The sequence below is a fragment of the Polaribacter sp. R2A056_3_33 genome (genome assembly GCF_019278485.1).
Taxonomy (GTDB): Bacteria; Bacteroidota; Bacteroidia; order Flavobacteriales; family Flavobacteriaceae; genus Polaribacter.
This window is the reverse complement of the sequence record NZ_CP058984.1, coordinates 1,651,248-1,666,794: the sequence shown is the minus strand read 5'-3', so window position 1 is coordinate 1,666,794 and position 15,547 is coordinate 1,651,248. Positions and strand designations below refer to the sequence as shown.

The following is a 15,547-nucleotide window of genomic DNA, read 5'->3' as shown; positions in this document are numbered from 1 at the left end:
CTTACTTATTAATAAGCAAGCACTATCTTTTAAATCACTGTTATTACTTTATAGCTTCTATTGTGTAGCTATAACTTAAATTAGCAGCATTAATTTGATACTCTTCGTGAGGCATTCTACCCCAACTTGTATCTCCACCAACACCCATTTGACCACAGTCTATATTAACGTTTACCAAATCACGTTGTTTAATATCTGTTGTGTGACGTTGTGTTTTTTCATCTCCAGCATCAAAATCTTCATTATATTGATGGTGTGCACTAAAAGAAATTAAATCTGTAGCTGTTACTTTTATTCCTGTTCCAGATCCATTTGTAAATGTTACCCAACGTGTATCTGTTTTGTAACCATTTTCTTGTGGACGAATGTAAGCGAAATATAAATCTTTTACAGAAGAATTGTATAAACCAACTAAAGCAGCTGTTTTACGATCTTGGTAATTTTCGAAAGGACCTCTACCAAACCACTCAACATTATTAAACTCATTTTTAACAACAAAATTGTTTCCGAATCTTGGTAATACTGGTAATTCTTTATTGATTTCTGAAATATTAGTATTTACTAAAACTTTACCATTAGCATCAATTGTATAATCAATAACTAATTTTCCTTTTACTGCATTTAAAGCATAGGTTGCTGTTACTAAAACAGTATTATTAGCTGTATTTTTACTTTCTATAGAGGTTAATTCTTGGTTGTTAGAAGCTTCTTTCCAAACACCCATTTTCTTAGCCATTTTAAAACCATAATCATTATCTGTAGTTGGTCTCCAGAAATTAGCTTTAATTCCTTTTAGCAATACATTTCCGTTACCATAGTCTAAAGTAGTTAACTCACCATTTTCTTTACTAAAAGACATGTTGAATCCATTTCCTGTAACTTTAATAGAAGTTGCATCTGCAGCTGCTTTTAAAGAACCGTCATTTTTAGCTAAAACAACTTTAGCTTTAGGGCTTGTTAATGCAAATTGCTCATACGCTGCTTCATAACCTGCTGGTAATAAACCTGTAGCTGTTTTTGTTTTAGCATACACATTTACATGATATTCTGCAGTTGCATCGTCTAATTTAGGGATGCTAATTTTTACTTTTTTAGAAGTATAAGGTGCAACATCTAAAACAGGTAAAGCACCATTAGCTACTTCTTTTCCGTTTTTAAGTAAAGTCCAAGAAAAATCTAATGTATTTAAGTTTGTGAAGTCATAAATATTTTTGATTTCGATTTCTCCTTTTTTAATATTTACTTCTTTAAACTTAATGTATTGGTATACTTTTTTAACCTCATATAAAGCTGGATGCGCAGTTCTATCTGGATTTACAATTCCGTTTAAACAGAAGTTTTTATCATTATGTAAATGACCTGCTCCTAAATCTCCACCGTAAGCCCAAAACGCTTCGCCTTCTTCATTTTTTGTTAAAATACCTTGGTCTACCCAATCCCAGATAAAACCACCTTGCATAATATCGTACTTCTCAATTACATCCCAATAGTCTTGTAAATTACCTACACTATTTCCCATTGCATGTGCATATTCACACTGAATTAATGGACGCGTTGGGTTGTTTTCTGCATATTTTACCATTCTATCAATTGTCCAATACATTGGAGCTTGAATATCAGTATTAGAGTACTGCGTAGCCCCTTCATACTGTGTTGGTCTAGTATCATCTTGCTCTTTTAAGTAATTATAAGTTGCAACAAAGTTTTCACCATTTCCTGCTTCATTTCCTAAAGACCAAGTTATAATTGAAGGGTAATTTTTATCACGCTCAAACATTCTGATTGTTCTATCCATGTGTGCTCCTTTCCATTGAGGTAAATATGCTGGGTGTACCGCTTGATCCTTCTTATTGTTATTTAAACCTTGGTTGGTAGTACCCATACCATGCGTTTCTATATTTGCTTCATCAATTACATAAAAACCGTGTTTATCTGCCAATCTATAAAAGTGTGGGTTTTTAGGATAATGACTACAACGAATAGCATTTAAGTTGTTTTCTTTCATCACCTTCATATCTAACAACGTTAATTCTTCTGAAATAACGTGTCCTTCTGTATCACTATGATCGTGTAAGTTTGCTCCTTTTAATAATACAGGCATTCCGTTTACTAAAAACTGCATGTTTTTAATAGCAATATTTCTAAATCCTACTTTTATAGAAGTAGATTCTCCATTAACACTTACTAAAAGAGTGTATAAATTAGGGTGTTCTGCATTCCATGTTTTTACATTCGGAATATTTTTTGCAAAATCAACAATATTTCTTCCTTTGGTTAATTGTACGTTTTTAGTTGCTGCATAAATTTCTTTATCACCATCTAATAATTGTACTTTTACTTCTTTTTGAACTGTTTCTGCAGTGTTATTATCAACTTTTAAATCTACTTTAAAAACACCATCTTTAAAATCATTTTCTAAATCAGACGTTACTCTAAAATCTCTTAAAGTTACTTTATTAGCAGCGTATACATATACATCACGCTCAATACCACTCAGTCTCCAAAAATCTTGATCTTCCATATAACTTGCATCAGACCAACGTAAAACTTGAACTGCTAAGTCATTTTTTCCTTTTTTAACAAGGTCTGTTATTTTGTATTCAGCAGCAGTTTTACTACCCTCATTATAACCTACTTTTTGTCCGTTTAACCAAATATACATTGCACCACTTACTCCCTCAAAATGTAAATAAATATCTTTTCCATCCCAGTCTTCAGAAATTTCAAATTCCTTTTTATAACTTCCGTTATTGTTAAGGTTATGAGGAATGTAAGGAGGGTTTGGAGGAAACATATATGTTCTATTTGTATAAATAGGGATTCCATGTCCTTTTAATTCCCAGTTAGATGGTACTTCAATATCATCCCATTGAGAAATATCAAAACCTGCTTTATAAAAATCTGTTGGTCTTGCTTGTACACTATCTGCATAGTAAAACTTCCAAGTTCCGCTTAAAGATTTATATAAAGATGAATTTTTCCAGCTTTCATTTTTTAAAGCAGCCGCATCATCTGCATACTTATAAAAAGAAGCTGTTGGCTCTTCTCTATTTATCTGATAAATTTCTGGATTTTCCCATTCTGGATTTTCCCATTTATCAGCTACATAAATAGGTTTCGTGTCACCCTTCTTCTCACAAGAAGTAAAAGTAGCCACTAAGGCAATAATGATTAATAAAGATTTTTTCATTTTGATAGATAATTAAGTGTTGGTTTAATTTTTACTTATAAACTGATTTACAATAGCACTTTCAATTTGCTTACCACCCTTTAGAACAAAAGCTTTTATAGCATATTTTGAATTTACTTTTACTTTGGAATTTGGAATAAATACTTTAAAAGATTTATTCCTTTCTACATCCGGGATTCCTAAAATTTTAACATGTTCTACGTTTAAATAAGAAACATTGTTAATGATAACTCCAAAAGAATCTCCTGGTTTTAATTTTAATTGATTTAAAACTACGTTTACCAAATACCCTTCTTTTTGAGTTACTACAGACTGTATCTTAACTTTATTGTTTTTTTCTATTGAAAAAGCAGTAGCAATATTCGGGTGAAAATTACTCTCACCAACTTCTGTCTCTGCTTTAACTGTATAGTAATACTGTACATTATCTTTAATAGAATTGTCTACATATACAGTGTCTTTTACACCACTTGCAACCTTAGTAAACTCATGTAGTTTTACACCTCTATACACGTTATAATACGTATTAGGAAGCACCTTAGCTTGCGGATGCCACTTTACCTCTATAACATTAGACGCTATTTTTGTAGCAGACACATTTCTTGGACTAAAAGGCACTCTAGAAGAAACCAAAACATCTTCTTTTTCTGAAGGAATACTTTTACCTAAACCATTATATGCGGTTACAGTAAACTGATATTTTGTATTATCTTTTAAATCTTCTACTCTATATCCAAAAACATTGTCTGTATCTATTTCAATATTTTTATTGTTTTCATCTACATAGTTAATTAAATAACTAGATGCATTGGGTACACTTTTCCAAAATAAAGTAACCGTATTATTTCTTCTTGAAACTTTAAATATTTGGGGTGTACTCGCTAATTGATATCCCACAGAAACTGGAGTAGACAAGTCACTAATTTTTTCATCGTTTTGTGCTTCAACTGTGAAAAAATATTTTTTATTAGGATGCAATCCTTTCACTAAAAAAGTATTCTTTGCAGCAACATTAATTGTTTCGTTTAAATCTGAAGCATTTGTTCCGTAGTGAATTTTATAAGATTTTGCTTTTGATATAGAACCCCATTTTAATAAAACACCTTCTTTTTCTACTGTTGCTTTATAAATAGTTGGTTGTTCTAATTTGTAAGAATCTGTTTTCCATTTTAAAACAGATAAACTAAATGGTTTTACAGATAGAATTCCGTTTTTAATTTGAGTTTCTTTAATTTCTGTATCCCTTGTATTTAATGCATCTGCAGCAATATAAGTTACAAGTAAATGATCTTTAAGTGCATTATTATCAACATTAATCTGATACTGACTTGCATTTTTACTTCTATTACTTACTACTAAATAATTAAAGCCATTGTTTCCCTTATACCCTTGGGCATACATACCGTTTACTTTTGTACCCTTTAAACCCTCTACTTGTAGATTATTACTAATATCTACATGATATAAGTATTCAGAATTGTTAACAGCTTCGTTATAAATTTTATATGCCTTACCTTCTATATCTCTACGAATTCCTGTAGCTACAGTATCTGTTTCTATTTTTAAATTATTTTCGAAAGCATTTTCTACAACATTACCCATTCCTTTTCCTGGATAATACTTGTTACTTATTTCATGAGCACCTACATATTGAGTGTTTGTATGTGCTAATTGACGCATTACGTATTCAATATTATAAATACTAGAATAAATACCATTTAAAGGTCTATTCCAAACACCAAATTCTGTAATCACCATAGGAACATCTTTCCATGTGTAATCTTCAATTTCTGCCATTGCAGCACTAGAAGTTGCTTCTAACAACTTGGTATTTGCACGTTTGTAAGCTTGTTCTCTTGTGTCTTTTTTACCGGTATGTGGTGCATACGAATGTTTAGAAAACACGTTCCAATAAGCTCCATTTTCTTTTTGAAATTGATTAATTTCTTTCATAAAAGTCCAAACGCCATCCCAAGTATAATTAAGGGTTAATTGTGCATCTGGAAAAACTTGCTGAATTGCTTCTGCATAAGGTTGCATTTTAGCAGCATAATCAAAACCATCATTCCACCAAAATCTATTTCTGTTTGGCACATAAAAATAAGGTTCGTTACAAAACTGCCAAACAGCTACTTCTATATTATTATTTTTACAAAATCTTGCCAATTCTAAAATCATCTCTGGAGATTCTGTAAAAGCATTTACAGTAATAACTAATTTACCGTTTACTTCACTTAAAAGATCATATAAATCTATAACTCTATGAGGACCTTTAACTTTTACATATCTAAATCCTTTTAAATACCCTTTCTCATGATCTAACATAGAAATATAATCTAGATCATATTCTCCTGTTGCACTACTAAAAGCATCGCCCATAGTACCAGAAAAATAACGCAACCAACCTGGTTTTAATTCTTTAACAGATTTTACAAAATCTGGATGTGTATAACTCCAAATTTTGTCTGCTATACGAACATTAAAACCACTTGCTCCTTTTTTTATTGCATGTCCATTATTGGTAGTAATATTTATACTTTTTAAATCTTGACCCCAAATATTATTCACCAGAAGAAGGCTAAATAAAGCAATAAAATATGTGTTTTTTAAAACCATAAACAGAAAGAATAAATAATTTTTATCTATTTAAATTCTTACTTATACTATGCAAAAAAGAATTTCACATAGTATTAAGTAAGAATTAAGAATGTCTTTTAAATATTAAAAAGAAACTTGATCAAATGTAAACACATCAGATGGTGTTCTTGCTTCTAAAAATAAAGCTTTCATTTGAGCAACTATTTCTGGGTGTTGAGCTGCAATGTTATTTTTTTCTCCTAAATCTGTAGAAAGATCAAATAATTGCATAGGTGCATTAGGTTTCTTTAATACGTTGTACTTAACAGCTTTCCAGTTTCCTTTTCTTATCGCTTGTCTTCCACCTCTTTCATGGAATTCCCAGTATAAGTAATCGTGCTGAACTTGATCTTCTGGCTTATCTAATAAAGTAGGTAAGAAAGAAATACCGTCTAAACCTTCAGGAACCTCTACTCCTGCTATTTCAGAAAATGTAGGAAACACATCCCAAAAAGCAGAAATTAAATCTGTTTGAGTACCTGCTTTAATTTTATTAGGCCATTTAATAGTCATTGGTACTCTAATTCCTCCTTCGTATAAATCTCTTTTAACTCCTCTTAAAGGACCAGCACTATTAAAAAACTTTGGATCTGCTCCTCCTTCTTCATGAGGACCATTATCTGAAGCAAAAACAATAATAGTATTATCTTCTATGCCTAAAGCTTTTACTTTATCCATAATTTCACCAACCTGAGTATCCATCACTTCAATCATAGCAACAAAAGCTGCATGAGATTCATCTTGAGACTCATATTTACCCAATCTAAATTCTGGACCATCATCTGTTCCTTTAAATTTCTTTTCTGGTAAATATTTTCCTCTATATTTTTCTATGATATGCTCTGGAGCTGCTAATTCTGCATGAGGTATAATAGTAGGCACATACATAAAGAATGTAGTGTCTTTATTTTTCTCTAAGAACTTAATTGCTTCTGCTTGAATTAAGATAGGTGCATACTGTCCTTTTTGACCATTATCATTACCAGTTAAAGCAATAGAATCTCTATTAGACCATAAGTGGTTTGGATAATAATTATGACCTAAACGCTGACAGTTGTATCCGTAAAAAGTATCAAAACCCTGATAAACAGGATCTCCTTCAGATCCAGGAAATCCTAATCCCCATTTACCAAAAGCACCTGTTACATAACCACCTTTTTTTAACGATTCTGCTAAAGTAAATGTACTCGCAGGAATTGGGTATTGCCCTTCTGGCATAATTTCTTTGTTTCCTCTAACAGGTGTATGCCCTGTATGCTGACCTGTTAATAAAGCAGATCTTGAAGGCGCACAAACCGTATTACCTGCATAATGTTGTGTAAACATTAAACCTTCTGTAACCAATTTATCAATATTTGGCGTTTTAAACATTGTTTGTCCATAACTACTTAAATCTCCATAACCAAGGTCATCTGCTAAAATATAGATAATGTTTGGTTTTTTTAAAGACGTAACTGCCTCTTGCGAACTACTTTTTTCTGTTGAACTTTTTGAGCCACACGAAATCACAGTGAAGACTAACAAAGCTAAAGAGAGAAATTTTAAACTTTTATTCATTTCCTTTTAATTTTACTTTAATTTACTAATTTGCATAACGAAATAAATTCGCTAGGTTCAAATATATTATTAAAAGAATATCTAAAAATATACAAAACACCCTCTTAATGTTGCATTTTTAGTCAAATATCACAAAAAATCGAAAAACGCAACATTAAAACCCCAACACAGCATCAACAAACACCTCTAGCCTTATTCAACGTCTCATTTTACAGACACTAATTTTATTGCACTTTTACAACACACTGTATATCTAACAACTTATCCACACCTTTTTTTCCAAAACTTAATTAACAAAACTTGCTAAGCACTAGAAAAAAAGCAACAAAAAAACATAAAAAGAGAAGTAAATCAGTGGTTCAATTAATTAAAAAACACTAAAAAAGCAATAAATCAACCCAAATAATCTAATTTTGCAACATAAACAACTCTAAAATGCAACATTTACCCCCCGTTAAGCATCTATAGTTTTAAGGTAAAATAGATAATATTATAGTACCTATACAGAATCAATTAATAATGAACTTTATGATTATAAAACTACCAAAGATTATAACCTGTAAACCACTATTAAAAAAAATATACCTGTTTATATGTCTAACTTTTGTTACAATAAGTTTCTCACAAAAAAATGAACCTTATTTTAATGACTTAATAATACAAGGTTCTGCATTTAATAAAAAGATAAATGTACTATTTGAAGACAGTATAGGCTATTTATGGATTGGTAGTAATAACGGATTATTTAGGTATGATGGTTACAGTTTAGTTTCTTATCAACAAGATGCTTTTAACCCATTTTCAATTCCAAACAACAGTATTAACTCTATAGTAGAAGATGAACATAAAAATTTATGGATAGGAAGTGAGAGTTATTTAATACATTTTAATAGAAAAGAAAATAAGTTTAAAGGGTTCAATAAAAACATTACAACAGAAATTCTATATAAAAGTAAAAGTGGAAAAGTTTTTGCTCATTTAAAAGGAATAGGACTACTTAAAATAGATAGCAATAAAGACTTTCAAAAAATAAACAGTACTAAAAACTATACAAACAGTATTGCAGCCTCAAAACTAAATGCACAGATAAACTCTTTGATAGAAGATGATTTTGGGAGATACTGGGTAGCTACAAATAAAGGTTTTTTTATCTTAAATGAAGACAACACGTACACAGAAACAACTTTTAAAGAAGAAATTGTAAGCGTTAAGGATCTTGGAAACAATAGGTTTGCTGCAATTACTCCTCACGGTTTTTTAATTTTAAAGTACAATAAAGCAGATTTATCTTTAGAAACACTAGAAAACTACCCAGACTTTACGAACTCTATAGAAGAACAAACTAGACTTACATCTCTAGCAATAAACCCTAGTAATGAAGATTTATGGATAGGAACTAGAAGTGGTTTATTTAAAGCAACTAGAAACAACAACAGTTACACTTTTGTTAGATATTCTAAAGAATCTGAGAGCGGAAATTTAAAAAACAACTTTATTACCTCTATTGTTTTTGACACCTATAGCAACCTCTGGATTGGATCTTTAAAAGGTATCAATAAATACAGAATAAGAACTTCTATTTTTGAGTACAATGAAATTAAAGCACCTAACAAAAAAGCTAACGATTTAACAAATTGCCTACTTTTTTACTCCCCTAATACTATTTTACTAGGAATGAACAGTGGACTTTATAAATACAATTCCAAAGAGAATACTTCAACTAAAATAGAAACCGGAATAAACAATATTAAACATATCTCATTTAATAATGAGAAAGACAAACTATACATAACATCCAGTAACAAACTGTTCCAATCTGAACTTTACAATAATAACACAGATAATTTAAAACTAACAACATTAAAAACATACAAGAATGAAATTACAGATATTCAAGTAATAAATAAGAATGAAATTTGGGTAGCTCTTTGGAACGGTGGTGTAGACATTATAAATAACAATAATCAAATATCTCAATTTAAAAAAGACATTATAACAAGACTCTCTAAGAACCATACATCTGTCTTTCTTTTAACTGAAGATCAAAATTTATGGATAGGAACAAGAGGAGAAGGTCTCTATAAAGTAGATTTAAACAATGAAACAATCGAAGAATATACACCAACTATAGAAAATAAATTAACATCTAATGCAATCTTAAGCTTGTATGAGGATAAAAACAAAAATATTTGGGTTGGAACAAGAAGTGGGGGGTTAAACCAATACGTTAAAGAAACAAATAGCTTTAAAAGTTTTAGAAAGTTAAATGGTGTTTTATCCAATACAATCTCGTCTATAGAAGAAGACCACGATGGTAATATTTGGTTAAGCACACAAGATGGTTTGGTTCGGTTTGATTTAACAACAGAAAAATTTATTCCTTTTAAAATTGAAGACGGAATTAAAGAAAGTCAGTTTAGTTTTAACTCTAGCGCTTCAAACAATAGTAAAAACACCATTTATTTTGGATGTGCAGAAGGTTTCTATACAGTACATAGTAATTATTTCTTTCAAAAAAGTGTATTACCAACCACAGTAATCACAAGTTTTGCAACGCTTGGAGCAACAAAAAGTAATGAGATAAATTCAGAATTACACATTTCCAATCACTTAAATGTAGATGCACAAAAACCAATTACACTACCTTATAACCAAAATAATATTGTAGTAAACTTTTCTTCCTTAGACTTAACAACTCCATATAAAAATGAGTATGCTTATATGTTAGAAGGTCTAAATAATTATTGGATCTACACAAGTGCTTCTAATAGAAATGCAAATTACAATGACCTTTCTTCTGGTACGTATAAATTTAAAGTAAAAAGTTCTAATAGCGATGGTGTTTGGAACGAAACACCAACAGAACTAACTTTTAAAATAATGCCTTCTATTTGGAGGTCTAATTGGGCTTATTTAACCTACTTTCTAATTAGCGTAATACTTATTTTTATCAGTATTAAATTAATTAGAAGATGGTACCGATTAAAACAAAATCTTGTAAAAGAAACAGTGAGTAGAGAAAAGGATAATGAGCTTAATAAAATGAAAATGATCTTTTTTACAGACATTTCTCACGAATTAAGAACACCATTGTCACTTATTCTTGGTACCATAGAAAAAGTAGTAAAAGAAAAAAAGTTTACTTTAAGTCCGCTTACCTCTCAACGTATTTATAATAATACATTAAGAATGCACAGGCTTATAAATCAAATAATGGATATTCGAAAATTTGACCAAGGAAAGTTCAAATTAAACATCTCTAAAAATGATATTATAAAAGATGTAAGCATTATAAAAAATGCCTTTAATGATTTTGCAAAAATCTATGATATTACATACAACTTTACTTCAGACGAACCCGCTAAAAAAGCATGGTATGATGTAGATATTTTAGAAAAGATACTTTTTAATTTATTATCAAATGCTTTCAAATACACGCAAGAAGGAGGAGAAATAAGTGTTGAAACAAAAGTAGTTTCTACAGAAGACCAAGAACTTACTAGTTTAAATTTACCTAAAAGCGAATATATTAAATGTATTGTAAAAGATAACGGAGTGGGTATTCCAGAAAAAGATTTAGTACATATTTTTGACAGATACTACCAAGCAACAAAACCCTATAGTAATCAAATTCCAGGTACAGGAATTGGTATGGAATTGGTTCAAAAACTAATAGAAAGACATCATGGACTTATTCTTGCAGAAAGTGAAGAAAACAAGTTTACCGAATTTACTTTTTACCTACCAATTAGCAAAAAAAGGTTTCATAAAAATGAAATTTTAAAAACAAGTACACCGTTATTAAAAAACTTTATTAAAAATTCAGAATTCCAAGTTATAGAAGAAATTTCTTCCGAATATGATCAAAAAACAACTTCAAAAGACAGTACCAAACCTACTATTTTAATTGTTGATGATAATTCTGAATTAAGAACAATGCTTAAAGAAGAATTAGTAAGTCAATATAATATATTAGAAGCATCAGACGGAAAAGAAGGCTATGATATTGTCTTAAAAGAACAACCAAAATTGGTTATTAGTGATATTATGATGCCCGTAGAAGATGGTATTTCTATGTTGAAAAGAATAAAACAAAATCCAAAAATTAAAAGCATTCCAATTTTTATGCTAACTGCTAAAAATTCTCCAGACACAAAAATAGAGTGCTTATCTATGGGGGCCGATGATTATATAGAGAAACCTTTTAGTATGGAGTTTGTTAAATGGAAAGTTAACAACACATTGGTATCTAGAAAACAACTTAAAAACGAATATAGTAAGGTAATTACAGCAGCTCCTTCTGAAATTGAAGTAGAATCTAATGATGAGAAATTTATAAAAAAACTAGTTGGTATAGTAGAAACATCCATGGGAGACCATCTATTTAGTGTAGAATATCTTGCCTCTGAAGTTGGTATGAGTAGAGCTAATCTATACAGAAAACTAAAAGTAATTTTAAATGAAACACCTGTTAATTTTATAAAAAAAATACGTCTAAAACGTGCCGAACAACTACTAAAGAAAAATAGTATGTACATCTCTGAAGTTGCATACTTAACTGGTTTTAACAATCAAAAATACTTTAGTAAATGTTTTAATAAAGAATACGGTATAAGCCCATCAGAATACATAAAACAACACAAAGAACCTATAGAAAATAGTGACACCACTTTTATGGATAACGATTCTTAAAAAAATATACTTCTACTGCTCAAACATACATAAATTCAGGTAACAACTCCTACACGCATCTTGTTACAACTTAATTTACAACAAGATGCAATACTTTCTAACGTATTATGAAACAATAGGTGATATTATAGAACGTACTCAATTTGCAAACACTGTTGTTACTGATACAGATACTTCTAGTAAAACCTTTCAAAGAGATTATACAGGTCATATTATAATTAACGAAAATACTTTGGGTGAAGATCACTTTACGATTAGATTAGATTTCAAACAATTTGATCACAAAATGGGAAGTACTAATTATAGTTTTATTATGATAGTAGGTGAAGAATCTACTGGAGTATAGAAACCTGATAGAATAACTTCTAAAAATGGTGGATATACGAGTGGTATGAGATTAGCTTTTTATGGACCTACTCACAGTAATGCCTTGCAAACCAATCAACTACATGAATAAAAATTTAAAACATCCCTTAACCCGGTAAAAGATGTTTTATACTTTTCTGCAAATACTGTTTCTTCTGTAGAAGTCTATAATATATTAGGTGCAAAAGTACTTTCTCAAAAAGTAACAAATAGTTTAGATATGAGTGATTTAAAAGCTGGCATCTATTTATTAAAAGCTAGTGATACGAACAATTTAGAGATAAAAACTTTAAAAGTGGTTAAAGAGTAACATAATTATTATTTGAATTTGGTAAGAGTGGTAATAGAAAGTTACAACTTAATTAAAATATAATGAATCTTAAAATTGATTAAAAAATCTTGTAAAAACCAATCAATTAAGGGGTGAAATAATTTATTATGTAACATAATTACTCCCATTTAGATACAAATCACCACCCTCTTAACAAGTAATTAACAATACGTTTGTAAAGCATAGAAAACCACATTAAGAAGGTAGTTTTAAGTGTAAAATTTAAAACTCCAAGAAAAGAGTTAGACAAAATAGGAATTCCCCAATAGCAGTATGCCTCTTAATTTATTTTTGAGGCATATTTATAATTTAATAACAATAATTAGTAACAGTGCACGGCTAAACAATACTTGTAATAGCCATTAAGTAATAAACAAATTATAATAAATAATGAAAGCAGGTTTTGAAATGTGGGACTATGTAGTTTTTATTGCATATGCCATTTTAATTTTAGGTGTAGGATTATGGGTGTCTCGAGATAAAAAAGGACACCAAAAAAATGCAGAAGATTACTTCTTGGCAAGTAAATCTTTACCTTGGTGGGCAATTGGTACTTCTTTAATTGCTGCAAATATTTCTGCAGAACAATTTATAGGGATGTCTGGTTCTGGTTTTGCACTAGGTATTGCAATTGCTTCTTATGAATGGATGGCAGCTTTAACCTTAATAATTGTTGGTAAATATTTTCTACCTATTTTTATTGAAAAAGGATTATATACAATTCCTGAATTTGTTGAAAAGCGTTTTTCTACCAACCTTAAAACCATTTTAGCTGTTTTTTGGTTAGCCTTATACATTTTTGTAAATCTTGCCTCTGTATTGTATTTAGGAGGATTGGCTATTGAAACCATTATGGGTGTAGATATGATGTACGCTATTATTGGACTAGCACTTTTTGCAGCTGCGTATTCTTTATATGGAGGTTTGTCTGCAGTAGCTTGGACAGATGTAATACAAGTAGTATTTTTAGTTTTTGGTGGATTAATTACCACTTACTTAGCATTAAATACCGTTTCTGGAGGAGAAGGAATGATTGCAGGTTTCTCTAAAGTTTGGGAAGCAGCACCAGAAAAATTCCACATGATTTTAGAAGAATCTAATGACAACTATGTAAACTTACCTGGTATTTGGGTATTAGTTGGTGGTTTATGGGTTGCCAATTTATATTACTGGGGATTCAACCAATATATCATACAAAGAACTTTAGCTGCTAAATCTTTAAAAGAGTCTCAAAAAGGGATCTTATTAGCAGCATTTTTAAAATTAGTAATTCCATTAATCGTAGTAATTCCTGGTATTGCAGCGTATGTAATGGTAAATGACCCAGCTATTATGGCTAATTTAGGAGAAGCGGGCATGTTAAATGTACCTTCTGTAGAGCAAGCAGATAAAGCGTATCCTTGGTTGTTACAATTTTTACCAACAGGATTAAAAGGTGTTGCTTTTGCAGCTTTAGCAGCGGCAATTGTTTCTTCTTTAGCTTCAATGTTAAATTCTACCTCTACCATTTTTACAATGGATATTTACAAGCAATACATTAACAAAAATGCAGATGATAAAACAACAGTAAATGTGGGAAGAATTTCTGCTGCAGTTGCTTTATTAATCGCTGTTATTGTTGCGCCACTTTTAGGAGGTATTGATCAAGCATTTCAATTTATACAAGAATATACAGGTGTTGTAAGTCCTGGTATTTTAGCAGTATTTATGTTAGGTTTATTCTGGAAAAAGACAACCAACAATGCGGCTATTTGGGGAGCGGTTTTATCAATTCCAATTGCATTGGCATTAAAGTTTATTCCTATTCCTGTATTCGAGCCTTGGATGCATCAAATGGGAATTACAACGCTGTTAACTCTTGTTATTATCATGGTAATGAGTAATATTCAAAATAAAGGAGCAGATGATCCTAAAGGAATTGAAATCACTAAAGATTTATTTAAAACATCACCATTATTTAATATGGGATCTATAACAGTATGTATTTTATTAACCGTATTGTACTGTTTATTCTGGTAAGAGATTGCCAAACATAATTTTAATAAAAAAATCGTCTAAAGAAATTTAGACGATTTTTTTTATTTTCTAAACAAGCTCTAAAATTTTCATCAAATCTAAAGGATGTTCTAAAATATGCGCTGCTCCAGCTTCTATCAGTCCTTTTTTATCTCTAAAACCCCAAGACACACCAACAGGAAGCATTTTTGCTTTTTTAGCGACTAAAATATCTACATCTGTGTCACCAACAAAAATAGTTTCTTCTGGTTTTATCTGTATCTCCTCACAAATTTCCAAAGCTACTTTCGGATTTGGTTTTTTATCAACCTCAACTTTCAATCCTAAAACCGGACTCAAAAATTCTGGTAACAAAAAGGCAGTTATTTTTTTAGTTAAAGTATCTTCTTTGTTAGAAAGCACACTTACTTTAATGTTCTTAGCTTTCAATTGATGTAATAAATCTAAGATCCCTTCGTAAGGTTCCGTTTTATCAGTACAAATTTTGCTATACACCTGCATCATATCTTTCAAACATGCTGCTACTTCTTCATCTTTAGGGTTTTCATCTGGAAGTGCCTTTACCACTAAACTTCTTACTCCACTTCCTACAAAAGTTTTATATGTTTCATAATCATAAGTAGGATACTTGCGTTTATCCAATACAATATTCATGGCATCAGCAATATCTTTTATAGAATTTACGAGCGTACCATCTAAATCGAAAACAACAGCTTTATACTTCATTTTTTTTGATAAAATTACTAATAATATCATGA

General features: G+C 30.3%; 7 protein-coding genes and 1 pseudogene. 4 read left to right on the top strand and 4 right to left on the bottom strand.

The genetic code is table 11. The features are described 5' to 3' along the window. Positions 1-43 precede the first annotated feature (43 nt). From H0I29_RS07165 to H0I29_RS07155, 3 genes are all read right to left on the bottom strand, one after another. The gene (locus H0I29_RS07165; protein ID WP_218754909.1) at positions 44-3,190 is read right to left on the bottom strand and encodes a glycoside hydrolase family 2 TIM barrel-domain containing protein; all 3,147 of its coding nucleotides are present in this window, start codon (positions 3,188-3,190) and stop codon (positions 44-46) included. A 24-nt stretch (positions 3,191-3,214) separates the two neighbouring features. Beyond that, positions 3,215-5,758 (bottom strand): fibronectin type III domain-containing protein, encoded by a 2,544-nt coding sequence (locus tag H0I29_RS07160; RefSeq protein WP_218754908.1) that lies wholly within the window; start codon positions 5,756-5,758, stop codon positions 3,215-3,217. Between the two features lie 153 nt (positions 5,759-5,911). Further along, positions 5,912-7,384 carry an arylsulfatase gene (locus H0I29_RS07155; RefSeq protein ID WP_218754907.1) on the bottom strand — a complete coding sequence of 491 codons (1,473 nt, stop codon included), beginning with the start codon at positions 7,382-7,384 and terminating at the stop codon, positions 5,912-5,914. A 528-nt stretch (positions 7,385-7,912) separates the two neighbouring features. On the opposite strand from H0I29_RS07155, the gene H0I29_RS07150 reads away from it, so the two are divergent. From H0I29_RS07150 to H0I29_RS07135, 4 genes and pseudogenes are all read left to right on the top strand, one after another. After that, entirely contained in the window at positions 7,913-12,076 is a 4,164-nt protein-coding gene (locus H0I29_RS07150; protein ID WP_218754906.1) for a hybrid sensor histidine kinase/response regulator transcription factor, read from the top strand. Positions 12,077-12,161: 85 nt separating this feature from the next. Further along, complete coding sequence (locus tag H0I29_RS07145; RefSeq protein ID WP_218754905.1) at positions 12,162-12,422, top strand: hypothetical protein; 261 nt, start codon at positions 12,162-12,164, stop codon at positions 12,420-12,422. Between the two features lie 189 nt (positions 12,423-12,611). Then, positions 12,612-12,752 (top strand): annotated as a pseudogene (locus H0I29_RS18495) (T9SS type A sorting domain-containing protein); the annotation flags it as partial. Positions 12,753-13,163: 411 nt separating this feature from the next. After that, positions 13,164-14,792 (top strand): sodium/sugar symporter, encoded by a 1,629-nt coding sequence (locus tag H0I29_RS07135; protein ID WP_218754904.1) that lies wholly within the window; start codon positions 13,164-13,166, stop codon positions 14,790-14,792. 66 nt (positions 14,793-14,858) lie between these two features. Here the strand turns inward: H0I29_RS07135 and H0I29_RS07130 are convergent, their stop codons facing one another. Then, positions 14,859-15,515: an HAD family hydrolase gene (locus H0I29_RS07130; RefSeq protein ID WP_218754903.1), complete on the bottom strand. Its 657-nt coding sequence runs from the start codon at positions 15,513-15,515 to the stop codon at positions 14,859-14,861. Positions 15,516-15,547: the final 32 nt, after the last annotated feature.